We start from the raw sequence: 23,374 nt of genomic DNA, 5'->3' as shown, positions 1-23,374 counted from the left end.
GTTCCATCGATTCCACGGCGACCGTTGCCTAACATCGACAAGCTCAGGCCGCGTCCCCAGGAAGCTTGTTGAACACCCGATCGTCCCTCCGCAGGGCTTTGCCCCGCGCATCCTTCTTTGTGTTCGCGCTATGCGCGGCCGCTGTCGTGGCAGCGTGCGCGGAAAAGCGCGATGGCAAGGCCGAAGCGGCCGAACGGACGCGGCAGATGCGTGACGTGTCGCGCATGCTCGATGCCATGGAGGCTCCGCCGAAGCCCGGCGCCGTCGTGCCGAAGGCAAGCATCGGACGCACGGTGCCCCCTAACGAAGAGCCATCTTTGCCGTATCACACCAAAGCGCACATCTCGCTCGCGCCGTGGGCCGGAGCCCTCGCCGCCTTCGCGCTCGTTGCGTGGGCTCTTATCGCGTGGCGGCGCCGACGCCGATCCAGACCGGCATCGACCGCCGAGCCTGAGATATCCATCGCCACGCATTTCGAGGTCAGCGCCACGCACGCTGCCCCGCCCGCCGCCATTGAGGACGACCCCATCGCCAGGACATCTTCCACGCCCGAGTGGACTTACCAACGCACGGCATTCGAGGCGCCCACGGTGCAGCTGACCCTGGAACCGGTAGACCTGCTCGCCTGCAGCCCACGGATGCCTCTGCCCCACCGGCCGAACGTGCCACCCCGGCCGCAAGGGCATCGCTCGTAGAACGCCTGCACGCACCTGGCCGCGCGGCTGCCTTGTACCTGAGCGGCGACCGCGAACACCCATCGCTACGCCATGTCGGCAGCCATGCTGACGACTTCGTGCCCTGGCTAGAAGCCACGCGCGACTATCTAGACGCGGGTGGCGAAGACGGTGAACTCGCCCGCTGGTTGTTACCTTCGCTGCTGTACCAACGCGCCGCCTTCCTCGACCGTGATGACGCCACCGATCATAGAGACGAAGCAGTAGCCTTGTGCCAGGCCGCGCTTGAGCGCTGTCCGGTGACAGAGCGTCCGTGGTGGCGAGCCCACCTCCTGCGTGCCGAACTCGCCCGCCTCAGCCGGCAATCGGGTGCATCGCGCCTGTTCGCGCTACGCGAGCTGGGCCGCGATTCAGACGATGATCACGCGCCCGCACTCGACGCCTGGATCGACATCCACCTCGCGTGGTCAGGCTGGCTGGTCGGCGTTGCCGCACGCGCGCGCCTGCAACTGGCCGAAGAAGCCTGCACCCGGCTTGCCCTCGCCGACCCACCGCGCGCCGCACATCGCCGTGCGGAAATCACGCTGCGCCATGCCGCCTTAGAGAAAGGTGATGCCCGCCTTGCCCGCCTCGACCACGCACTGGCACTGCTTCATACGACCGACCGTGATGTGGAAGACCCCTCCACACTCCTCCTGTTCGCCGAATGCGCGCACCAACGTGCCGGCCTGCTTGCACCGGATGAGGCCGCCGAAGCCTGCTCGTTCGCGTTAGCCCACGCGTTCGCCGCCGGACAACACCCTGCCTGGCACATCGCGTCGCTCGAGATGCGCCTCGCCATCCAGAGCACACACGACGATTTATCAGGCCGCGCACACGATGGCGCGATCGCCGCCACCCTGCGCCGCGAACTCGCCGACGCCCGCTCCCTCCTCCGTACTGGATCCGCATGACCCGCACCAAGACCTCGCCGTTGCTCACCACCCGCTACGGCGTCGCCGCGCCTATTGCCGGCGATACACCGGCAGAACGCTCCCTGCAGCTCTACGGCGAATGGGCCGAACACGAGACCGACCTGCTCAGCGGCGTCGTCACCGATGGTCACTATGTCGTCGAGATCGGTGGCGATCATGGTGCGCATACGCTTTGGCTGGCCCGCGCCGTGGGCGACACGGGGGCGGTGCACGTCGTTGAACCGCGGCGGTTGCCCTTCCAGCAGCTATGCGCGAACACCGCCCTTAACCAACTGGTCAACGTGCACACGCATCACGCGTGGCTGGGTGCCAGCGACGGCATCGAGTCGCTCGATGGCGAGGTCGCGCGCCGCACCACCCTCGACCAGTTGCAACTGCCAGCCCTGCACCTGCTGAAAGTGAATATCCCGGACGTCTTGCCAGGCCTGCTAGGCGGCGCAACGGCGACGCTGCGTGACCACCGCCCGCTCATCTACGCGCGCCTTGGTGGCCTGGCCTCCGCCGAGCGCGAGGTCGATGCAGTGAAGGCCTGCGGCTACCGCGTGTGGTCGCACACGCCATCGGTGTTCAATCCGGAAAACCACGCCGGCACGGCCCGGAACATCTTCCCCGGCCTGCTCAGCTGCAACATCATCGCCGCCCATGCCGAAAGCGGCATGGAGTTCGAAGGCATGGCCGAACTCTAGGCAACAAAAAACCCCGCCAGGGCGGGGTTTTTCGTGTCACGCGAAGGAGGCTTACGCCTTCTTGCGCGGAGCGGCCTTCTTGGTCGCTGCTGCCTTGGCAACAGCCGGCTTGGCCACGGCGGCGCCGGTCACGATATCGACGTGCGGACGGGCATTGCCATAGCTGGAACGGTTGATCTTGCCGCGACGGGTGCGGCGGTCGCCCTTGCCCATGGGAAACTCCTTGATGCTAGAAATGAAGAGGAACGGCCGATCATCGTATCAGCGGCCGCGTAAATGGCAAGGGTCGCCGTGAACAGGGCCCCGCTCAGTGGCTATGGCGGCCTTCCTGTCCACAGCCTTCCAGCTCATCCGGGCACGGGCCCGGGTCGAACTGGACCGTGGCATGGTCCACCTGCCAGCGCTCGCTCAAGGTGGTCTTGATCGCCGTGAGAACGCGAGCCTGGTCCGCGCCCTCGGCCAGCCCCGCGTGCAGCGTGGCCATGCGCGATTTTGCCGTGACCTGCCAGATATGGACATGGTGGATGTCCAGGATGGCAGGGTCGCAGTCGCGCAAGGCCGTCGTGACCTCGTCCAGGTGCACCCCATCCGGGGCCCCTTCCAGCAGGATGTGCCCCGTCCGGCGCACCAACGCCCAGGCGCTGCGCAGGATCAGCAGCGAGACCAGGATCGAGAGCACCGGGTCGGCCCACAGCCAGCCCATCGAATACACGGCGATCGCGGCCAGGACCGCGGCCACGGACCCCAACAAATCGCCCAGCACGTGCAGGCTCGCACCCGCGATATTCACGTCGTCCGGGTCATGCCCGTGCAGCGTGCGCAGCACCACCACATTGGCGATCAGGCCGACCAGGGCGACGACAAACATGATCCCCGACAGAATCGGTTCCGGACGGAACAGGCGTTGCACGGCTTCGAAGACGATGAACGCCACCAGCGCGAACTGGGTCAGCGCATTGACGAAACCGGCCAGGACCTCAATGCGGCCGTAGCCATAAGTGCGCTGGGCATCCGCCGGGCGCGCCGCGAAGCGCGCGCCGAGGAAGGCGAGCAGCAGGGCCAGGGCATCGACCAGCATGTGCCCGGCATCGGCGAGCAAGGCCAGCGAGCCGGAAACCAGGCCACCGGCCGCCTCCACCAGCAGCATGATCAGGGTGAGGACGAAGGCGAACAGCAGCTTCTTCTCGCTGCTGCCTTCGAAATGCGAATGGTCGTGCGCGTGATCGTGCGCGTGGCCATGCGAATGGCCGGACGCGTGGGAATGGTCGTGTGACATGGGGCGAAGGCTAGGTGCTGCGGGCGCGGTTACACAATCACGGATGGGCGCAGGTCGGCCCGTGGATGTGCCCGGCGTGGCCGCTGCGATCCACCTTCAAATTAATGAAATGCGCCGTGGCCACGAGCAAACCGCCGGCCGTGACCAGCACGCTATGCACCAGCAGCGAGCCGCTGTGGAGGAACGTCACGCCGAGGATCAGCAGCAACAGCCCTGGTATCGCGAACGCGAACGGCAGGCGGCGCTGATGCCGGCGATAGCCCGAGACCAGGGCAGCGGCGGCCAGCACGCAGGCAAAGGAGACAAACACTTCTTCGAAGCGATGGTTAGCCAGGAACGAAAGGCCCAGCAACGGCAGCACCGCGATGACGAACGGCAGCAGCGCGCAGTGGATCGCGCATAGGAACGAGGCGGTCGCGCCCAGGCGATCGGCGGCGTGCCACCAGCGGCGACGGGTCTCGGGGGCGACGGTCGGGGAGAGCGTGGGGTCGGTCATGGAGTGCATAGCGTGACTTTTTGCACAGGTCGAGGCAAGTGATGATACTTTATAACATTGCAAAGTCCAAGACCGATGGAGCTCCACCTGATGCGCAAAACCCTTTTCGCCCTGACCCTTGCCGCGACCTTCGGTGGATCCATGCCCGCCATGGCCGATGACGTCCCGCAGGACGCCACGAGCCCGGAGGGGGCCACGAAAGAGCCCCAGGGCAAGGCGCGCAAGCACGTGGACAAGCTGGAGGGCATCGTGGTGAATGCGGTCCCCGGCGGCCGCAACGCCGACCAGATCGTCGCCCCTGTGGCCGTGCTGGCCGGTTCGGCCCTGGACGACGCCAAGGGCGTCTCCCTTGGCGAAACCGTCTCCTCGATCCCCGGTGTGCAGACCTCCGCGCTCGGCACGGCCGTCGGCCGCCCGGTGATCCGCGGCCTCGATGGCCCGCGTGTGGCGGTGCTCGAGAACGGCCTGTCCTCGCAGGACGTGTCCAATGTCAGCCAGGATCACGCCGTCACCCTCGAGCCCTTCCTCGCGGACCAGATCGAAGTGCTCAAGGGCCCGGCCACCCTGCTCTATGGCTCTGGCGCCATTGGTGGCGTGGTCAACGTGGTCGACGGCCGCGTGCCTGAGAAAGCGCCGGAGAACGGCTTCGCCGGCCGCGCCGAGGTCCGTACGGATTCCGTGTCCGATGGCAAGACCGGGCTGGCCCGGTTCGACGCCGGCAATGATCAGTTCGCCATCCACGTGGATGGCATGCACCGCGACAACAAGGACTACGACATCCCCGGCGGCACCCTTGCCAACAGCGCCGTGAAGACGACCTCGGGCTCGGTGGGTGCCTCGGTGCTCGGTTCGTGGGGCTACGTCGGCCTGTCCATCTCGCGCTTCATGGATCTCTATGGCAGCCCTGCCGAACCGGGCGATCCCGCCGAAGGCGAAGATCCCGTGCACATCAAGATGGCGCAGACGAACTACACCTTGAAGGGCGGCCTGGTGCAGCCAATCGATGGCATCAGCAAAATCGAATTCAGCCTCGGCCACGGCGCTTACCAGCACGTGGAATTCGAAGGCGATACGCCGGGAACGACCTTCACCACCCAGAGCAACCAGGGCCGCCTGGTCGCCACCCACGACGAGCTGCTGGGTGGCTGGACCGGCGCTTTCGGGGTGCAGACCCAACACCGCCAGTTCGCCGCGGTAGGCGAAGAAACCTTCGTACCCGCGACGACCACCAAGGGCGTGGGCGTGTTCCTCACCGAGACTCGCGACTTCGGTCCGCTGAAGGTGGAACTTGGCGCGCGCCATGACAAGCAAACAGTGCAGCCGATCGATGGTGCCAAACGTGATTACTCACCCAACAGCTTCTCAGCAGGCTTCGCCTATCGCTTTGCCGAGCAGTGGCATCTGTCGTTGAACCTCGACCATGCCGAGCGCGCGCCCTCTGAAGAAGAGTTGTTCGCCAACGGTCCGCACGAGGCCTCGAACACGTTTGAAATCGGCAGCGAACTGGGCAAGGAGAAATCCAACCAGGCCGAGCTGGGCTTGCACTTCCACGGCGATGTCGTCGAGGGCAAGGTCGCGGTGTACTACAACAAGTACAAGAACTTCATTTACCTCGCCGACACCGGCGAGATCGAAGACGATTTGCCAGTGCGTGTGTGGTCGCAGAACGATGCGACGTTCCGCGGTGCCGAAGCCGAAGCCACCTTCCATCTTTCCGACAGCCCGTCAGGCCACTGGGACCTGCGCGTGTTCGGCGATACCGTGCGCGCCACGCTCAGCGACGGTGGCGGCAACGTGCCGCGTATCCCGGCAGGCCGCGTCGGTTCGACGCTTAGCTGGAACGCGGATGGCCTGCGCGCGAATGTCGGCGCCGTGCGTTACATGAAGCAGGATAAGGTCGCGGCCTTCGAAACCGATACGGCCGGTTACACACTGGTGAATGCGCACTTTGGCTGGACCTTCATCAACGACGAGCGCAGCCAGTGGGAGGCCTTCGTCGATGGCAACAACCTCACCAACCAGACGGCCCGCCCGGCCACGTCATTGTTCAAGGACGTGGCACCAAGCCCAGGCCGCAATGTTTCCGTAGGTGTTCGCGCCTACTTCTGAGTTCCCGGCTCCTGACGTCCCACTCCTCCCTCCCCGGCAGGAGCCGGAAACAAACGGGGCGCCGCACTGATGCGGCGCCCCGTTTTTTATGAGGCCCTTGTAGGAGCGCGCTTGCGCGCGATGGGTGGTGCCGCAAGATCCATCGCGCGCAAGATCCATCGCGCGCAAGCGCGCTCCTACAACTAGCTCTCGCGGCAGTTCTTGCAGATGCCGTGGACTTCGAGGGTTTGTGCCTGCGGGCGGAAACCGAAGGCTTTCGCCTGCGCTTCAATCAGCTCGGCGACGCGCTCATCGCACACTTCCTGCGCGCACTGGCAGGTGTCGCAGATGAGGAACGGCACCTGGTGCGACTCTGCCGGGTGGTGGCAGGACACGTAGGCGTTGATCGATTCCAGCTTGTGGATGAAGCCGTTCTCGAGCAGGAAATCGAGCGCGCGGTACACCGTGGGCGGCGCCGCGTTGCCGTGCTTTTCGCGCAGGCGATCGAGCAGGTCATAGGCCTTGACCGGCTTGCCGGCCGCGGCCACGAGTTCCAGCACTTCGCGACGCAACGGAGTCAGGCGCAAGCCACGCTCGTTGGACGCGACCTCCACCGCCTCGACAAAGCTGCGCGCATCGTCGTGGTGTTCGTGGGCGTGGTGGTGGCTGGCGTGGGTGCTCATGGTCGTCATTCTAACATGAGGCCTGTTCAGGGTTTTTCGAGGTCCAGGGCCAGCGCCTAGGGCTGCCGGCGCAGGGGCGGCGGCTCGGTTGGCTTGCGCGGTAGCGGTGGCGGCTCAGCCGGCTTGCGCGGCAGGAAGGGTACGGCCCAGCCGATAGGGCCCAGCACCAGCGAGGCCACCACGGTCGCCGTGAAACGGCCGCGCCACCAACCCAGCAGCGCCCCGACCACAATGAAGACGACCTGCCAGAGGATGAGCTGGCCCCAGGGGACCAGCCGCATGAGGTTCGCGAAGATGGTGAAGAACGCCCCAGGGTCGCCCGGGTCGACGCCTTGCGTGGCTTTAGCGATGAGCTCTTCCATCGGGGAGGCTTCTTTGTAGGGGCGCGCTTGCGCGCGATAGGGGCTACGGCGAGCACCCATCGGGCGCAAGCGCGCTCCTACATGTTATGCGGTTGCCTTGGCGATGGCCGCGTCGATGCGGGCCAGGGCGCCTTCGCGGCCACAGAGATAAATGGTGTGTTCGATCGAGGGAGATACCTGGGAGCCGGTCATCGCCACGCGCAGCGGGGCGGCGACCTTACCCATGCCGAGTTCCAGCGCGGCGGCAGTCTTCTCGACCGCACCGTGCACGGCTTCCGGGGTCCACGCCGGCAGTGCGGCCAGCTCTTCTTTCGCCCGGGCCAGTACGGTCGGCGCGGTTTCCGTGCGGAGGTGCTTCTCGATCGCCTTGTCGTCCCACTCGGTAAGCGGGCCGTACCAGATCTTCGCGCGCTCGGCCATTTCCACGAAGGTCTGCACGCGGTCGCGCAGCGCGACGACGACATCGGCCGGGTTCGGGCCAGCCGACGGATCGATGCCGATGCGCTGAAGGTGATAGGCCAGCTCGGGGCCAAGCGCCGCCGGGTCATCGGTCTTCAGGTAATGCTGGTTCAGCCAGGAGAGCTTGGTGACATCGAAGCGCGACGCCGCCTTGTTCACATCGGAGGCATCGAACAACTCGATCATCTCGCCCACCGAGAAGATTTCCTGATCGCCATGCGACCAGCCCAGGCGAACCAGGTAGTTCAACAGGGCGTGCGGCAGGAAACCGTCTTCGCGGTACTGCATGACACTGACCGCGCCGTGGCGCTTGGAGAGTTTCTGGCCATCCGGGCCAAGGATCATCGGCAGGTGCGCGAATTCCGGCACCGGCGCACCGAGCGCCTTGTAGATGTTGATCTGCCGCGGGGTGTTGTTCACGTGGTCATCGCCACGGATCACCTCGGTGATACCCATGTCGATGTCGTCGACCACCACCGCGAAGTTGTAGGTCGGGAAGCCATCCGAACGGAAGATCACCAGATCGTCGAGTTCGGTATTCGCCCACTCGATGCGGCCCTTCACCTTGTCATCGAACACGACCGAGCCGGAGATGGGGTTCTTGAAGCGGATGACCCGGTTCGGATCCTCGCGGAGCGGCTCATTGCGATCGCGGTAGTAGCCGTTGTAACGCGGCTTTTCGCCCGCGGCCATCGCGGCGTTGCGCATGGCCTCGATCTCTTCCTTCGTCTCGTAGGCGTAGTACGCCTTGCCCTCGCGCAGCAGCTGGTCGGCCACTTCGCGATACCGATCCATGCGCAGGGTCTGGTAGTAAGGACCTTCGTCGTGGGAGAGACCGAGCCAGTTCATGCCATCGAGGATCGCCTGCACGGCTTCCTGGGTGGAACGCTCGCGATCCGTGTCCTCGATACGCAGGATGAACTCACCGCCGCGACGGCGCGATTCCAGCCAGCAGTAAAGCGCGGTGCGCGCGCCGCCGATGTGCAGGTAGCCAGTGGGACTGGGGGCGAAACGGGTGCGGACGGTCATCGTGGGGTCGTGGTCTAGCGGGCAGAACGGCGATTTTATCCGGAACCGGCCAAAACTGCTGCGCCCTGCTCCCCACGCCATGCCGAAAGCACCCGCGGCAGCCGTTTTTTGCAGGCGCCTGTCATCTGGCAGTCATGCCGCGATAACCGCCGCGACACGGCCGCGCGGGAGGATGCATCAACAAGGCCAGAAGGGGCACCGCCATGCGAGTCGGCATCGTCACCGAGACCTACGCTCCGGACGTGAATGGCGTCGCCCTTACCGTCCAGGCGCTTGCCCGCGGCCTCGTCCGTCGCGGCCACTCCATCGACCTCGTCCGCCCGGTCCACCCCGCGACGCCGCCACTGGCCGATGCTGGCATGGATGTTTTCGAAGTCGATGGCGCCTCCCTGCCCCGCTACGCCGGCTTGCGCTTTGGCCTGCCGGCCCGTTTTCGCATTGAGCGCCGTTGGCGCACCGACCGGCCGGATGCCGTCTATGTGGCCACGGAAGGCCCCCTGGGCTGGAGTGCGGTCAGCGCCGCCCGCCGCCTCGGCATCCCGGTCGCGACCGGCTTCCACACCCGTTTCGATTTCTACGTTGGCCACTACGGTTTTGGCGCACTGACCCCGGTGGTTCGCCGCTACCTGGCACGCTTCCACCGCCGTGCGCAGGCCACCCTGGTTCCGACCGGCCAGTTGGCCGGCGAACTTAACGATCTCGGTGTTCATGATGTACGCGTACTGCGCCGCGCCGTGGATACGGTGCGCTTTCACCCGGAACGCCGCAGCGACGAGCTGCGTGCGTCGTGGGGCGCCGGTCCGGATACGCCGGTGGTGCTCTGCGTCGGTCGTGTCGCACCGGAAAAGAACCTGCATGTGGCGATCGAGGCCTGGCGCGCGCTGTGCCGCCGGGTGCCCGGAGCGCGCTGCGTGATCGTAGGCGATGGCCCGGGCCGTGCCGCGCTGGAGGCCGCGCACCCGGATGTGATCTTCGCCGGCACCCGCCGCGGGGATGATCTGGCGGCGTTCTACGCCAGTGCCGATCTCTTCGTGTTTCCAAGCCTTACCGAAACCTTTGGCAACGTGGTGCTCGAAGCCATGGCGTCGGGCATTCCGGTCGTGGCTTACGCCGAAGCCGCGGCAAGGGAATATATCCGCAACGGTCAGAACGGCATCCGCGTCGCGCCTGGTAACGAAGGCGGCCTCATCGAACGCGCCGCCACGCTCGGCGCGGATCCCACCGTCCGCATGACGATGGGCCGCGCGGCACGCGCTTCGGTGGCCAGCCTGTCGCCGGAATCAGTCGTGTCTGAATTTGAATCCATCATGCGCTCGCTCGCCGAGGAGAACCTCCATGAACGCAGCACCGCCGTCGCCGCGTAGAGCGAACCTCGACCGACGCGTCTGCGTCGCCGCCAATCGCTGGGGCGCACGCCGGGCGATCGGCGTGTTCTTCGGCATCGTCAGCCGGCTGGGCGACGGCGTGTTCTGGTACGCACTGATGAGCGTGATCGCCCTGGTAGGCGGCATGCATGGGCTTGCCGTCGCCGTGCAGATGGCGTTGACCGGCCTTACCGCCCTGATGATGTATCGGGTACTGAAGCGCTGGACGAAGCGCCCTCGCCCCTTCCGCTCATGCCCTGGCGTGATCGCCCATGTGCCGCCGCTGGATGAGTTCAGCTTCCCGTCGGGGCATACCTTGCAGGCCGTGGCTTTCACCGTGGTGGCCGTGGCGCATTATCCCGTGTTGGCTCCGTTCCTGATCGGTTTCGCTGCCCTGATTGGCGCCTCGCGGGTCATCCTTGGCCTGCATTATCCGAGCGATGTACTGGCGGCCACGGTGATTGGTGGTGGGCTTGGCACGTTGTCGCTCTGGCTGGAGCGCGTGATCTTCTGAAAGGGGCTGCGCGGGTCTTGCGCGCGATCATGCCCGGTGTCCGTGTACGGACGTCCATACGCGGACACGCATTCGTCCGCGGACACTGTGCACGCGCGGTTGAGACTGGAAATAGCGGCGTTATAGCGGGGGTTTGCGCAAAAAACGTTGTTGGCACGGCGAATGCTATCTCTCAGGCGAAGGGGCAAATCGCCCCTGTGCCAAACCACGGAGAACAGCCATGAAAGCCGAATTCATCCTGCTGAAGACCTTGTTTGCCGTTATCGTCCTGGCTTGCATCCTGACAATGGGTGCCATGGTGACTACCAGCGTGTCGCAGATGCCGATCACCGCGGTGGCTGCATCACGCTGACCACCGCGACCGGCGGCGATTCGCCGAAGGTCACATGAACGGATGCAGCCGTCGCCTTATAAAGCCCGAGCAGGATCCCAAGAACGGCGGCACCGCCGAGAACCAGGGTTTTCCAGGTCTTGAGAGCATCGACGTCCTGCCTGGTCGCTTCGGCCAGTTTCCTCAGATGCTTCAGTTCCGTTTCGATCCGTGGAGTCGCATCCTTGAGCTTGCTCAGCTCCGTTTCGATACGTGGGATCGCGTCCTTAAGCCTGCTTAGTTCCGTCTCGATACGCGGAAGAGCATCCTTGAGCTGAAACAGGATGGCGGATGACAGATCGCTGCTCAAGACGGGCGCACGCGCATCGATCGATGGCTTAAAGGTTCGCGTCTGGCTCATGGTGCGCCTCCCCTTAGAGGACCTGGGTTACGGGATTCGCACTGTGGAGGGACCCTGCGCGCGTGTCCAACCCGCATCGCGGAAGTACGTACCGCAATGATCGCCATCATTGGCAAATGCTAGCTGAAACAGACACGTACGTGCTCACTCGTCCGTGATCGATCGAGTTCTTGCCATGCGCTGGGCAGACGGCTCGCGTAGCACGACCTTGAGATGGCGCTCACTGGCAGGCAAAAAAAACCCCGCCGGAGCGGGGTTCTGCGGATCAGGCGGCGGCGACGCGTGGCATCTTCTCGAGAATGCCGAGCATGGCGCCCAGCTTTTCGCGCATCTCGCGGCGGTCGACAATCATGTCGACCGCTCCGTGCTCGACCAGGAACTCCGGACGCTGGAAACCTTCGGGCAGCGTCTCGCGCACGGTCTGTTCGATGACGCGCGGGCCGGCAAAACCGATGAGTGCCTTCGGCTCAGCGACGTTCAGGTCGCCCAGCATGCCCAGCGATGCCGACACGCCACCCGTGGTCGGGTGGGTCAGCACCGAGATGTACGGCACGCCCGCCTCATGCATGCGCGCGATCGCCGCCGAGGTCTTCGCCATCTGCATCAGCGAGAACAAGCCTTCCTGCATGCGTGCGCCGCCCGTCGCCGAGAAGCACACCAGCGCGCTCTTCTCTGCCAGGGCCTTCTCCGCCGCCCGGGCGAACTTCTCGCCTACGACCGCGCCCATCGAGCCGCCCATGAAGGAAAACTCGAACGCCACCGAGACCAGCGGACGCCCCAGCAGCATGCCGGACATCGCGATCAGTGCGTCCTTCTCGCCCGTGCTTTTCTGAGCGGAAACGATGCGGTCCTTGTACTTCTTCTGGTCCTTGAACTTCAGCGCGTCGACCGGCTCCATCTTCGCCCAGAGCTCGGTCGTGGTGCCTTCATCAAAGAAAGAGAGCAGCCGCGTACGCGCCGAAATGGCATGGTGGTGACCGCACTTCGGGCAGACCATCAGCGACTTCTCGAGCTCCGGCTTGTACAGCACGGTGCCGCAACCGGCGCACTTCTCCCACACGCCCTCGGGGACCTTGCCCTTGCCGCCGGCAGCTGCCGGGGCGCGGGTTTTCGGGGTCATGATTTTCTGAAGCCAGTTCATGGTGGATCTCCGATAACGTGTGGATCGCGCGCCAGCGCGCTCCTACAAAAACCTGTTCCCGCCCCGTGGACGATCAGCGCGCGTCGAGCGCCGTGCGGATCGGTGCCAGAAAGGCATGTGCCCTGCTGGCGGCATCTTCAGCGGTGTCGGCGCCAGCCAGGCGATCGACCAGCGCGCTACCGATGACCACCGCGTCGGCGAATTCGCCAATCGCCCTGGCCGAGGCCGCATCGCGAACACCGAAGCCGACCGCGACCGGCGCCTTGGACCGGGCACGGATCCCGGCGACGCGCTCGGCGATCTGGCCGGTGCTCAGCTGCGCGGCGCCGGTGATGCCAGCGAACGACACATAATACAGGAAGCCCGATGCGGCCTCGCAAAGCTGCGCCAGACGACCTTCGGCGGTCGTCGGGGAGGCCAGCAGGATCTGATCGAGGCCCTGCTTGCGGAGCGGCGCGAGGACCGCCGACTCCTCAAGCGGACAATCGACCATCAGGACGCCATCGACGCCAGATTCGAGCGCATCTTCGGCGAACGAGCCGTAACCGTACATTTCGACCGGGTTGAGGTAACCCATCAGCACGATGGGCGTCTCGTTATCCGTCTCACGGAAGGCTGCGATCCATGCAAGGATGTTATGCAGGCCCACGCCCTTCTTAATCGCCCGTTCGGAGGCGTGCTGGATCACCGGGCCATCGGCCATCGGGTCCGAGAACGGTACGCCCAGTTCGATGACGTCGGCGCCGGCGGCCACCAGGCCATGGAGTAGCGATACGACATGCTCGGGCGAAGGGTCACCCGCAGTGATGAACGTGACCAGGCAAGTGCGACCGGCCGTCTTGAGGTCCGCAAAACGCTTCTCGAGGCGACTCATCAGATCTCGATCCCTTCGCGCGCGGCGATCGTATGCACGTCTTTATCACCACGGCCCGAAAGGTTAGCCAGGACCAGGCCATCCTTCGGAAGTTCGCGGGCCAGCTTGATCGCCTGGGCGATCGCGTGGCTGGATTCCAGCGCGGCGAGGATGCCCTCGGTGCGCGCCAGAAGATGGAAGGCTTCAAGCGCTTCGTCATCGGTCACGCCGACGTACTCGGCGCGGCCGGCATCCTTCAGGAAGGCATGCTCGGGGCCGACGCCCGGGTAATCGAGGCCGGCGGAGACCGAGTGCGTCTCGACGATCTGGCCGTTGGCATCCGAAAGCACATAGGTGCGGTTGCCATGCAGTACGCCCGGCTTGCCGGCAGCGAGCGAGGCCGCGTGGCGCCCGGTCTCGATCCCATCACCCGCGGCTTCGGCGCCCACGATGCGCACGTCGCGATCGTTGAGGAACGCGTGGAACAGGCCAATAGCGTTAGAGCCTCCACCAACGCAGGCGGTGATCACATCCGGCAGGCGGCCGAACTGCTCCAGCGTCTGCTCGCGCGCTTCGCGACCTGCGATGGCATTGAAGTCACGGACCATCTGCGGATACGGATGTGGGCCGGCGACCGTGCCAATGATGTAGAAGGTATCGGCAACGTTGGTGACCCAATCGCGCATCGCTTCGTTCAATGCATCCTTCAGCGTCTGCGAACCCGATGTCACCGGCACCACTTCAGCGCCTAGCAGGCGCATGCGGTAGACGTTGATCTTCTGCCGTTCGATATCCACGGCACCCATGTACACCACACACTTCTGGCCCATGCGCGCCGCGACGGTGGCGCTGGCCACGCCGTGCTGGCCCGCGCCGGTCTCGGCGATGATGCGGCTCTTGCCCATGTACCGCGCGACGAGCGCCTGGCCCACGGTGTTGTTGATCTTGTGCGCGCCGGTATGGTTCAGGTCTTCGCGCTTGAGGATGATGCGCGCGCCGCCCACGTGCTTCGTGAGGCGCTCGGCGAAGTACACCGGGCTCGGGCGGCCCACGTAGTACTTGAGGTCGCGATCGAGCTCGGCGATGAAGGCCGGATCCGTACGCAGGCGCTCGTAAGCGGCCGTAAGTTCGGCGAGTGGCTCCATCAGGGTTTCAGCCACATAGATGCCGCCGTAATCGCCGAAGCGTCCGTGGGCATCGGGATAGGCGTGGAAATCCGGGATCTGGGTCATTGCATTACCGTGAAGTGCTAAAGGGGGCTCACGCGCTGGGGACGGCGCGCACGGCGGCGAGGAAGCGTTCCATCTTAGCCCGATCCTTCAGGCCGGGCGATGTTTCGATGCCGCTGGAAAGGTCGACGCCCCAGGGCCGCGCGACGCGAATGGCTTCCGCGACATTATCGGCCGTGAGTCCGCCAGCGAGCACCAGCGGTTGCGTGAGATCGCGCGGCATGCGTGACCAGTCGAAGCGCTGGCCACTGCCACCGGTTTCACCGAGACCATGGCCGTCGAGAAGGAGACCCGTGGCTCGCGGGTAGGCACGCAGGCGCGGCAAGGCGGCCTCGCCTTCGCCCATCGCGATCGCCTTGAGGTAACGCACACCATGGGTGGCGCACGCCTCATCGGTTTCCACGCCGTGGAACTGGAGCATATCGGGGCGTACACGGCGCACGATCTCATCGACATAAGCAGGCTCGTCATCCATCACCAGCACGACACTGGTCACGAAAGGCGGCACGGCATCGCGCAGCGCCATGGCCTGCTCGATATCGACGAAGCGCTTGCTCTTGCGGGTCATGACGAAGCCGATCGCATCGACGCCGAACTGCGCGGCGGCCCGCACATCATCGATACGGGTAAAACCGCAGTACTTCACGCGTGTCACAACGTCACCTCCGCCGGCAGGCCCCAGTGGGCTTCATAGCGCGGACCGAGAAAGGTAAGGCCTTCGGCTGGCGCGGTCGCACCGGCGACTTCGCGATTGCGGCCTTCCAGCAGTTCGGCCATCCATTCGACCGGCTGCTCGCCACGGCCGATCGCGATAAGCGAGCCGACGATGTTGCGCACCATGTGGTGGAGGAAGGCGTTGGCTTCGATCTCCACAACGATGTGAATGTCGTCCCGGAACACGCGGATGTTGCGCACGTTACGCCGCGCGTGCGCGGCCTGGCAGGAAATCGCACGGAATGCGGAGAAATCATGTTCACCGACGATGGCCTGCGCCGCCTCGTGCATGCGCGCGGCATCGAGGGCCTTCTTCTCCCAGGCAACAAACCGGGCATCCAACGCCGGGCGTACGAAGCGTGGCAGCAGGCGGTAGCGATAGCGGCGGGCGCGGGCGGAGAAGCGCGCGTGGAAGTCGTCAGCCACGGGCTGGGCCCAGGTCACGGCAACGCTGCGCGGCAGGTTCGAGCAGGCACCGAGCACCCAGCCGCGCATGTCGCGCTCGACGTCGGTATCGAAGTGAACCACCTGGCAGCGGCCATGCACGCCCGCGTCAGTGCGGCCGGCAGCGGTGGTTTCGATGGGCTGGTGGGCGACGAAGGAAAGGGCTTCCTCGAGCGCGCCCTGCACGGTCTTCGCATGGCTGAGCCTCTGCCAGCCAAAGAAGTCGGTGCCGTCGTATTCGACGCCTAGGGCGATGCGCATGGGGTCAGGGGGCGGTGGAAACCGTCAAGGTTACCACCGCCCCGCCCCGCAGGCATGTCAGGCGATGCCATCCAGGATGCGGCGGGCCGTATCCTTCTGCATCTGGGTGCCTTCGCTGATCACTTCGTCGAGCATCAGGCGGGCGCCTTCGGCGTCGCCCATGTCGAGATAGGCGCGGGCCAGGTCGAGCTTGGTATCGACCGGGTCGTCGCTGAAGCTTTCCGGGCCGGTGGTGTCGATCGGCTCTTCGTCCGGGAACGTCGGCTCGTCGAAACGCGGCGGCTCCGCCGGCGTGACCGGGGCAGCATGCGGCTCTTCATCGAACGACCAGCTCGAACGCTCGTCAGCCGGAGCCTTTTCGTCTGCGAGGATGTCGCCAAAGGCAGGCGTGCCGCTGGTCTCCGTATACGGCGATTCCGGCGCATCCACGTCGAACACGTCGGGTGCGTGCGGGCGACGGTCAGCCTCGGCGCGCTGCACCGGGGTCAGGTCGAAGTTGAAATGATATTCGCTGTGCTTCTGCGGCGTCGGCGTGGCCGGGTGACCCTCGTCGTCCGGGCTGGTGACATAGCTGCCCAGGTCGAAGGCTTCCAGCGCGGCCGAATCCGTCGCGTGGTCCGCATGCGCAGGCGCATAGGTATCGCCTTCGTACGGGTCATCGATCGCGTCGACCGGCTGGCCGCCAAACAGCGGATGGGTCGGGGCAAGCTCTTCACCCATCATCACCACTTCGCGCCATTCCGGCTGGTCCGTATCGGCAACGTGGGCGTACATCGCTTCAGCGGCGGCTTCGAAATGGTCGGCGTCACGGCGGCCGTAATACAGGCTCACCAGCTCAAGGTGCAGGCCAATGTCATCCGGGTGTTCGGCCAGGGCATCGATGATCTCGCGCTGGTCCGCATCCATCGGCTCGTCGCCGTCGCGATCGAGGTCGAAGTTGGTGAACGTCGGTTCCTTGCTGAAGCGATCAGCCAGCGAACTCGGTACCGCCGTGGCAGCCGGCGTCTTGCGGCGGCCGAACACGGCGGCGACCAGCAGCAGGAGGATGACGACGGCACCGCCACCCCAGGCCCACGGCTGCATGAACCATTCATCTTCTTCCGCCGGGGCCGGCGCGGGGGCCAGCTTCTTCGGCTCGGGCTTGGCGGCAGGCGGCGGCGTCGCCGGCTGCGCGACCGCCGCCGGGGACGCCAGCGGCGGCGTGGCAACCGTGGCCGACGACGCCGGCGCACTGGCTACAGCGTCGGCCGGGGCGGGTGCGGAGCTCGCCGTCGCCGGCGCGCTGGCCGGGCTCTGCGCGGCGACCGGCGTGGCAGCGGGGGCCACCGGCGTCGCAGGCGCGGCGGTGCTGGCCGCGGCCGCCGGCTTGCCAGCGTTCTTCTGCGCTTCGGCGAGCTTGTGCTGCAGCTCGGCGATTTCCGAATCCTTCAGGCTGAGCAGGCGCTCGTTCTTGGTATTGATCGCTTCCAGGTCACCCACGCGCGACTTCAACTCGGCGCCCTGCTGCTTGAGCGAGGCGACGGCTTCCTGCGAGGTGGAAAGGTCCTGTTTGAGGCCGGCGATCTGGGTATCGCCCGTGCCACCCTTTACGCCGGCGCGGGTGGAAGCGGCATCACCGCCTTCCTTCGCCGGGACGATAGCGAGGCGATCGCTCTTCGGCGTGCTGGCCTTGGCCGGCTCTGAGTTGCCCGTCGCGGCGCCATCAGCGACGGTGGCCGGCGCGCGCGCGGTACCCGAACGCCAGGATTCATTCTGGCGACGGACTTCGGCGAGCGCGGCAGCGACGGACTGGGCCTGGATATCGTCCTGCGACGGCATACGCAGCACGGCACCGGTCTTCAGCGCGTTCATGTTGTCGCGGTAGAACGCATCCGGATTGGCCTTATGCAAGGCCACCAGCACCTGGTTCAGGTCGGCACCGTTGGCGTTTTCGCGCGCGATGGTGGAAAGCGTCTGGCCGCGCTGCACCGGACCGAGGCTGCCGTTGGCGGCCTGGGCTGACGGAGCCGAGTGGGCAGCCGGCGCGGCGGCCGATGCCTGGCCACTGGTATGCGGCGCGGCCGCCTTGGCCGGCACGCGGGCAGGCACCTCTTCCGTACGCGATGGGCGCGGAGCGTGGGCCGAAGCGACGGCGGTGGGCGCGGGCGTGCCCGGCGGATCGAGCAGCATGGTGACTTCGCGGATCGCGGAGCCGCCCTTGCCGCTGGTCACTTCGACCAGGAAATCGAGGTAGGTGTCGCGAACGGGCGCGCCGCTGGTGACGTGGATCACCGGCTGGCCGGCGGCGTTCTTGCCGACAGTGAAACTGAGCTGCACCGGCATGCCCGATTTGTTCAGGCCCGCACGGGAAAAGGCTTCATCCGACGCCAGGGCGACATGGATATCACCGGGGTTGCCGGTGACACCGGTCAGCGGGATCTCCGCCGACAAGGGCTGGTCCATCGTGGAGTGGACCTGGACGGCGCCAAGGTTCTGGGCCAGGACCTGGCTCCCCCCCATGGCAAGCGCCAGCATGATCGACAGCTTCAAAGTACGGTTCATCAGGTGCATCCCCCGAACAATTCCATGCTGGCGGCGCGCCTCTACGGGCGGTCAGCCGCGAAGGCGCCACTGTAGTGCACCCCAGCAACAACTAACAATAGCGACTACGGGCATTTACGCGACAAGTTTGACTCGTCCGCGAGGCCCGTACACGCCCCCCTTACATGTTTGCCCTACCCCCTTGTGGGGGCGCGCTTGCGTGCGATGGGGGGTTGTCACGGCCCCTTCGCGCGCAAGCGCGCTCCTACATGAGCTTTAGGGGTGCCGCTCGGCGTCCAGTTGCCGTTCGAGTTCCGCGATCTTGCGGTCGCGCTCCTCCACGGCTTGCCTGGAAGTTTTGGAATGCGATTCCAGCGCGTCCACGCGCTTCTTCAGGTCCTGCACTTTCTTGTCTTCGGCCGCGGCCTGTCCGCGTGAGGTATCCAGCTTCGCCCGGGTCGCCTCGACCTGGCTGGCCTGCGCCGACGTCGACGCCTGGCCCGTGGCGGCCGCGGCGAGCGGCAGCGACAGGAGCAGGCAGGCGATGGCGGCGCGGCCTTTCATTACAGGTAGTCCCTGATCAGGATTTCCGCGATCTGCACGGCGTTGAGCGCCGCCCCCTTACGGATGTTGTCGGCGACGACCCAAAGATCCAGGCCGCGCTCGTGCGAGATGTCCTCGCGAATGCGGCCGACGAACACCGGATCCTTGCCGGCCGCATCGCTGACCGGGGTCGGGTAGCCGCCCGCCTTGCGGTCGTCGATGACCACGACGCCCTCGGCCTGCTCCAGCAACTCGCGGGCGCGATCGGCGGTGATCTTGTCGCGGGTCTCGATGTGCACGGCTTCAGAATGACCGTAGAACACCGGCACGCGCACGGCGGTCGGGTTCACCTGGATCGAAGGATCCTCGAGGATCTTGCGGGTCTCCCAGACCATCTTCATCTCTTCCTTGGTGTAGCCATTGGCCTGGAAGTCGTCGATGTGCGGGATGACGTTGAACGCAATCTGCTTGGGGAACTTGGCCGTCTCCACGTCCTGGAAGTTCAGCATCTGGGCGGTCTGCTTGCCCAGTTCCTCGAGACCACTACGGCCCGCACCGGAAACCGACTGGTAGGTGGCGACGTTGATCCGCTCGATGCCCACCTCGCGATAGATCGGCGCCAGCGCGACCAGCATGCCCATGGTCGAGCAATTCGGGTTGGCGATGATGCCGCGCACCGTGTAATCGGCGATGGCGTGCGGGTTGACCTCGGACACCACTAGCGGGATATCGTCCTGGTAGCGGAATTCGGAGGTGTTATCGATCACCACGGCGCCGGCCGCGGCGGCACGCGGCGCGTGCTCGCGGCTGACCGAACCGCCCGCCGAGAAGAAGGCGATATCCACGCCCTCGAAATCGAATTTGGCCAGGTCTTTGACGACACAAGGTTTTCCTGCGAAATCGACCGTACCGCCCGCCGAGCGCTCGCTCGCCAGGGGAATCAGTTCGCTCACGGGGAAATCCCGCTCGGCCAGGATCGCGAGGAGGGTTTCGCCGACCGCGCCGGTCGCACCCACCATGGCCACCTTGTAACTCGTCTTCTTGCTCATCTTCGCTCTTGTTGGCGTGGGTAGAGGGTCAGCTGGCGTCAGCCAGCACGCCCGGGTTGAGGATCGTGGGCGGCCGACCAGCGCAGGGACCATGCCCAAACGCAGCCAGTACATTGTCCACAGCCAGCGACGCCATGCCGCGACGTGTGTCGCGACTTGCGCTAGCGATGTGCGGACTTAGCACCACATTGTCCTGTTGAAGCAGGTCCGGGTGGACCTGGGGTTCGCCCTCGAACACATCGAGGGCGGCCGCGGCGATTTCGCCATCGGCCAGCGCCCGGGCCAGCGCTTCGTCATCGACGATACCGCCGCGGGCGATGTTGATCAGCGTGGCCGTTGGCTTCATCGCCTTCAGCTCTGCCGCGCCGATAATGTGCCGGTTCGCCGGGGTGAACGGCAGCACCAGGATCAGGTGGTCGGCCTGGGCCAGCAGCGTGGCCTTGTCGACATAGGTAGCACCGCACGCCTTCTCGATAACGACATCGAGGCGGGACCGGTTGTGGTAGATCACCCGCGAGCGGAAGCCGAGCGCGCGCCGCGCGATGGCCTGGCCGATCCGGCCCATGCCCAGGATGCCGATGGTCTTGCCGTGTACGTCAGCGCCCAGCCAGCCCTCGAAGCGCGAACCCTTCCACTGCCCTGCCCGCAACCAGCGCTCGGCTTCGCCGACCCTGCGGGCCGCCGCCAGCATGAGCGCCCAGGCATAGTCGGCGACGGTCTCGTCAAGCACACCCGGGGTGTTCGATGCGCCCACACCTGCTTCGGTCAGCGCATCCAGGTCGAGGTTGTTGTAGCCCACACCGGTATTGGCGACGAAACGCAGTTTCGGCGTGTGCTTGAGGATATTGGCATCGATGCGGTCGGCCAGGCCGAGGATCGCAGCATCCGCATCCTTTAGATGGGCGACGAGTTGCTCAGGCGTGTACGCCCGCTCATCGGTCTCCTGCAGCACCTCGAAGTGCTCGCGCAGACGATCGACGATATCCGGAAAGAACGGCCTGGAGATCCAGACCTTCGGCTTGTTCATGTCTTACTCCTGGAACGTGCCAGGGATGCGCGGCGGCACCGGCTCCACATCGCCGCACTGGGCACGATGGCGCAGGGCCTGGTCCATCAACACCAGGGCCAGCATGGCCTCGGCGATGGGGACCGCGCGGATCCCGACACAGGGATCATGCCGGCCCTTCGTGACCACTTCAGTCGCCTGGCCCGCGCGATCGACGCTGCGGCCGGGCACCAGGATGCTCGAGGTTGGCTTGAAGGCCATGGAAACGACCACGGGCTGACCGGTGGCGATGCCGCCGAGGATCCCGCCTGCGTGATTGGAAAGGAAACCCTGCGCCGTCATCTCATCGCGGTGCTGGGTGCCTCGCTGCTGCACGGAGTCGAAGCCATCGCCGATTTCCACGCCCTTGACCGCGTTGATCGACATCATGGCGGCCGCGAGTTCGCCATCGAGCTTGCCGTAGATCGGCTCACCCCAGCCTGCCGGGACGCCATCGGCGACCACGGTGACCCGGGCGCCCACGGAATCGCCCGACTTGCGCAGGGCATCCATGTAGGCCTCGAGTTCGGGGATCTGTTCGGCGAACGGCCAGAAGAATGGGCTGCTTTCGATGGCGCCCGCTTCGAAACCGCGCGGCGTCACTTCGCCGATCTGGCTGACATGACCCTGCACCGTCACGCCGTAGCGGTGGGCGAGCCACTTCTTGGCGATGACGCCGGCGGCCACGCGCATGGTGGTTTCGCGAGCCGACGAGCGGCCGCCGCCACGCGGGTCGCGGATGCCGTACTTCTGCCAATAGGTGTAGTCGGCGTGCCCGGGGCGGAACGTGTCGAGGATGTTGCCGTAATCCTTTGAACGCGCATCCGTGTTGCGGATAAGCAGGGCGATCGGGGTGCCGGTGGTGACACCCTCGTAGACGCCCGAAAGGATCTCGATATCGTCCGTCTCACGGCGTTGCGAGGTATGCCGCGAGCGGCCGGTGGCGCGCCGCTCGAGGTCGGACCGGAATTCGTCGGCCTCCAGCGGGAGCCCCGGGGGGCACCCATCGACCACGCACCCGATCGCTGGGCCGTGGCTTTCGCCGAAGGTGGTAACGGAGAGGAGCTTGCCGAACGTATTGGAGGACACGGTACTTCCGTCAGGTGTTTAGTTCCGCGCAGCGCGTACTGCGGCGATTTCGGCGGCGTGGGCAACGAGGTCGCGGCGTTCGAGGGCGAAGATACCCATCTGGCCGACCTTGAATTCCAGCCAGACAAACGGCACGCGCGGCAGCAGGTTGACCAGGGCGTGTTCGCTGTCGCCTACCTCGACGATCAGCAGGCCATCTTCGCTGAGGTGGTCGGCGGCTTCGTCGAGCATGCGCAGGGTGATGTCCAGTCCATCATCGCCGGATGTCAAACCGAGGACCGGTTCATGGCTGTATTCGGCCGGCATGGCGGCGTATTCGTCGTTGGTGACGTACGGCGGGTTGGAGACGATGAGATCGTAGACCTCATCCTTGATGCCGCCGAACAGGTCGGACTTGACCGCGCGGACGCGTTCTTCGACGTGCTGGTAGATGATGTTTTCGTTGGCGAGGCTGAGGGCATCGTCGCTGATGTCAACGATGTCGACCTGCCAGTGCGGGTTGTATTCGGCCATGGCGATGCCGATACAGCCGGAGCCGGTGCAGAGATCGAGGGCGCGTTCGACGTGGCGTTCTTCGAGCCAGGGATGGAATCCGCCTTCAATGAGTTCGGCAATGGGCGAGCGCGGAACGAGCGCGCGGCGGTCGCTTTTGAACTTGAGGCCGGCGAACCAGGTTTCGCCTACCAGGTAGGCGACGGGGACGCGTTCGGTGATGCGTTTTTCGATGAGGGCGAGGACTTTTTCGCGCTCGTCGGTGGTTAGCTTGCCTGCGCCATAGGCAGGGGGGAGGTCGGGCGGCAGGTGCAGGGCGGCCAGGACCAGGTGGGTGGCCTCGTCGATCGGATTGTCATGGCTATGGCCGAAGGTGAGGCCGGCGGCGGAGAAGCGGCTGGCGCCGTAGCGGATGAAATCGATGATGGAGCTGAGTTCGCTGGTCACTGGCGGGGGCTTTCTTGGGGCTGATTGGGGAGTATAGCCGTCTGGGGGCGGCTCTGGCCCTGCTGCGGTCGGGCTCGCCTGCGGCTTCGTGGGGGCTCGGCTTCGCCATCGCGCTAGCGCTCGGACGTGGTCGCAGGAGAGCCCTCGGTGCCCACCCTCGCTGCTCAGACAGGTCCTCAACGTTCGACAAGGATGCCCCTCCGGGGCCATG

25 protein-coding genes are annotated in these 23,374 nt (G+C 65.6%); 7 read left to right on the top strand and 18 right to left on the bottom strand.

Annotated features, from left to right (window positions below; genetic code table 11):
- Nucleotides 1-98: 98 nt before the first annotated feature.
- The 3 genes from VGN46_RS03805 to VGN46_RS03795 are packed head-to-tail and all read left to right on the top strand — an operon-like array spanning nucleotide 99 to nucleotide 2,334.
- A complete protein-coding gene (locus tag VGN46_RS03805; RefSeq protein WP_331640802.1) occupies nucleotides 99-695 on the top strand; it encodes a hypothetical protein in 597 nt (198 codons plus the stop codon).
- Between the two features lie 32 nt (nucleotides 696-727).
- On the top strand, nucleotides 728-1,627 hold the full coding sequence (locus VGN46_RS03800; RefSeq protein ID WP_331640800.1) for a hypothetical protein: 900 nt from the start codon (nucleotides 728-730) through the stop codon (nucleotides 1,625-1,627).
- Entirely contained in the window at nucleotides 1,624-2,334 is a 711-nt protein-coding gene (locus VGN46_RS03795) for an FkbM family methyltransferase (protein WP_331640798.1), read from the top strand. The genes VGN46_RS03800 and VGN46_RS03795 overlap by 4 nt, the downstream gene beginning before the upstream one ends.
- Before the next feature lie 51 nt (nucleotides 2,335-2,385).
- Here VGN46_RS03795 and VGN46_RS03790 read toward each other — a convergent pair whose 3' ends face one another.
- The 3 genes from VGN46_RS03790 to VGN46_RS03780 all read right to left on the bottom strand — a co-directional run bounded on the left by VGN46_RS03790 (nucleotide 2,386) and on the right by VGN46_RS03780 (nucleotide 4,106).
- Nucleotides 2,386-2,547: a 30S ribosomal protein THX gene (locus VGN46_RS03790; RefSeq protein WP_331640796.1), complete on the bottom strand. Its 162-nt coding sequence runs from the start codon at nucleotides 2,545-2,547 to the stop codon at nucleotides 2,386-2,388.
- A gap of 94 nt (nucleotides 2,548-2,641) precedes the next feature.
- Nucleotides 2,642-3,610, bottom strand: a complete 969-nt coding sequence (locus VGN46_RS03785; RefSeq protein ID WP_331640794.1) for a cation diffusion facilitator family transporter — start codon at nucleotides 3,608-3,610, stop codon at nucleotides 2,642-2,644.
- A gap of 37 nt (nucleotides 3,611-3,647) precedes the next feature.
- Complete coding sequence (locus tag VGN46_RS03780; RefSeq protein ID WP_331640792.1) at nucleotides 3,648-4,106, bottom strand: MerC domain-containing protein; 459 nt, start codon at nucleotides 4,104-4,106, stop codon at nucleotides 3,648-3,650.
- Between the two features lie 90 nt (nucleotides 4,107-4,196).
- Here VGN46_RS03780 and VGN46_RS03775 point away from each other — a divergent pair, with 90 nt between their 5' ends.
- Nucleotides 4,197-6,215, top strand: coding sequence for a TonB-dependent receptor (locus VGN46_RS03775; RefSeq protein WP_331640790.1), 2,019 nt, complete (start codon nucleotides 4,197-4,199; stop codon nucleotides 6,213-6,215).
- Nucleotides 6,216-6,397: 182 nt separating this feature from the next.
- On the opposite strand, the gene VGN46_RS03770 is transcribed toward VGN46_RS03775, so the two are convergent.
- The 3 genes from VGN46_RS03770 to gltX all read right to left on the bottom strand — a co-directional run bounded on the left by VGN46_RS03770 (nucleotide 6,398) and on the right by gltX (nucleotide 8,727).
- Entirely contained in the window at nucleotides 6,398-6,877 is a 480-nt protein-coding gene (locus VGN46_RS03770; protein WP_331640788.1) for a transcriptional repressor, read from the bottom strand.
- Between the two features lie 56 nt (nucleotides 6,878-6,933).
- On the bottom strand, nucleotides 6,934-7,239 hold the full coding sequence (locus VGN46_RS03765; RefSeq protein WP_331640786.1) for a hypothetical protein: 306 nt from the start codon (nucleotides 7,237-7,239) through the stop codon (nucleotides 6,934-6,936).
- 84 nt (nucleotides 7,240-7,323) lie between these two features.
- Nucleotides 7,324-8,727, bottom strand: a complete 1,404-nt coding sequence (gene gltX, locus VGN46_RS03760; protein ID WP_331640784.1) for a glutamate--tRNA ligase — start codon at nucleotides 8,725-8,727, stop codon at nucleotides 7,324-7,326.
- A 203-nt stretch (nucleotides 8,728-8,930) separates the two neighbouring features.
- On the opposite strand from gltX, the gene VGN46_RS03755 reads away from it, so the two are divergent.
- From VGN46_RS03755 to VGN46_RS03745, 3 genes are all read left to right on the top strand, one after another.
- Complete coding sequence (locus VGN46_RS03755; RefSeq protein WP_331640782.1) at nucleotides 8,931-10,091, top strand: glycosyltransferase family 1 protein; 1,161 nt, start codon at nucleotides 8,931-8,933, stop codon at nucleotides 10,089-10,091.
- Complete coding sequence (locus tag VGN46_RS03750; RefSeq protein WP_331640780.1) at nucleotides 10,063-10,605, top strand: phosphatase PAP2 family protein; 543 nt, start codon at nucleotides 10,063-10,065, stop codon at nucleotides 10,603-10,605. Before VGN46_RS03755 ends, VGN46_RS03750 begins: the two co-directional genes overlap by 29 nt.
- Before the next feature lie 220 nt (nucleotides 10,606-10,825).
- Complete coding sequence (locus VGN46_RS03745; protein WP_331640778.1) at nucleotides 10,826-10,957, top strand: hypothetical protein; 132 nt, start codon at nucleotides 10,826-10,828, stop codon at nucleotides 10,955-10,957.
- Here VGN46_RS03745 and VGN46_RS03740 read toward each other — a convergent pair.
- From VGN46_RS03740 to prmB, 12 genes are all read right to left on the bottom strand, one after another.
- A complete protein-coding gene (locus tag VGN46_RS03740) occupies nucleotides 10,932-11,336 on the bottom strand; it encodes a hypothetical protein (RefSeq protein ID WP_331640776.1) in 405 nt (134 codons plus the stop codon). The genes VGN46_RS03745 and VGN46_RS03740 overlap by 26 nt on opposite strands.
- 265 nt (nucleotides 11,337-11,601) lie before the next feature.
- Nucleotides 11,602-12,477 carry an acetyl-CoA carboxylase, carboxyltransferase subunit beta gene (accD, locus tag VGN46_RS03735; protein ID WP_331640774.1) on the bottom strand — a complete coding sequence of 292 codons (876 nt, stop codon included), beginning with the start codon at nucleotides 12,475-12,477 and terminating at the stop codon, nucleotides 11,602-11,604.
- Between the two features lie 73 nt (nucleotides 12,478-12,550).
- Nucleotides 12,551-13,351: a tryptophan synthase subunit alpha gene (gene trpA / locus VGN46_RS03730; protein WP_331640772.1), complete on the bottom strand. Its 801-nt coding sequence runs from the start codon at nucleotides 13,349-13,351 to the stop codon at nucleotides 12,551-12,553.
- Complete coding sequence (gene trpB, locus VGN46_RS03725) at nucleotides 13,351-14,562, bottom strand: tryptophan synthase subunit beta (protein WP_331640770.1); 1,212 nt, start codon at nucleotides 14,560-14,562, stop codon at nucleotides 13,351-13,353. The genes trpA and trpB overlap by 1 nt, the downstream gene beginning before the upstream one ends.
- 28 nt (nucleotides 14,563-14,590) lie before the next feature.
- A complete protein-coding gene (locus VGN46_RS03720) occupies nucleotides 14,591-15,214 on the bottom strand; it encodes a phosphoribosylanthranilate isomerase (RefSeq protein WP_331640768.1) in 624 nt (207 codons plus the stop codon).
- Nucleotides 15,211-15,978 carry a tRNA pseudouridine(38-40) synthase TruA gene (gene truA, locus VGN46_RS03715; RefSeq protein ID WP_331640766.1) on the bottom strand — a complete coding sequence of 256 codons (768 nt, stop codon included), beginning with the start codon at nucleotides 15,976-15,978 and terminating at the stop codon, nucleotides 15,211-15,213. The genes VGN46_RS03720 and truA overlap by 4 nt, the downstream gene beginning before the upstream one ends.
- Nucleotides 15,979-16,035: 57 nt before the next feature.
- The gene (locus VGN46_RS03710; protein WP_331640764.1) at nucleotides 16,036-18,519 is read right to left on the bottom strand and encodes a FimV/HubP family polar landmark protein; all 2,484 of its coding nucleotides are present in this window, start codon (nucleotides 18,517-18,519) and stop codon (nucleotides 16,036-16,038) included.
- Between the two features lie 255 nt (nucleotides 18,520-18,774).
- Nucleotides 18,775-19,062: a hypothetical protein gene (locus VGN46_RS03705; RefSeq protein WP_331640762.1), complete on the bottom strand. Its 288-nt coding sequence runs from the start codon at nucleotides 19,060-19,062 to the stop codon at nucleotides 18,775-18,777.
- A complete protein-coding gene (locus VGN46_RS03700; RefSeq protein ID WP_331640760.1) occupies nucleotides 19,062-20,090 on the bottom strand; it encodes an aspartate-semialdehyde dehydrogenase in 1,029 nt (342 codons plus the stop codon). The genes VGN46_RS03705 and VGN46_RS03700 overlap by 1 nt, the downstream gene beginning before the upstream one ends.
- Nucleotides 20,091-20,118: 28 nt before the next feature.
- Nucleotides 20,119-21,117, bottom strand: a complete 999-nt coding sequence (locus tag VGN46_RS03695; protein ID WP_331640758.1) for a D-glycerate dehydrogenase — start codon at nucleotides 21,115-21,117, stop codon at nucleotides 20,119-20,121.
- 3 nt (nucleotides 21,118-21,120) lie between these two features.
- Nucleotides 21,121-22,224 (bottom strand): chorismate synthase, encoded by a 1,104-nt coding sequence (gene aroC, locus VGN46_RS03690; RefSeq protein ID WP_331640756.1) that lies wholly within the window; start codon nucleotides 22,222-22,224, stop codon nucleotides 21,121-21,123.
- Nucleotides 22,225-22,242: 18 nt separating this feature from the next.
- Entirely contained in the window at nucleotides 22,243-23,163 is a 921-nt protein-coding gene (prmB, locus tag VGN46_RS03685) for a 50S ribosomal protein L3 N(5)-glutamine methyltransferase (protein WP_331640754.1), read from the bottom strand.
- Nucleotides 23,164-23,374 lie beyond the last annotated feature (211 nt).

This window comes from Luteibacter sp. (genome assembly GCF_036500425.1).
In the GTDB taxonomy this organism is placed as follows: Bacteria; Pseudomonadota; Gammaproteobacteria; order Xanthomonadales; family Rhodanobacteraceae; genus Luteibacter.
The sequence above is the reverse complement of the archived record's forward strand: the minus strand, read 5'-3'. Positions and strand labels throughout refer to the sequence as shown.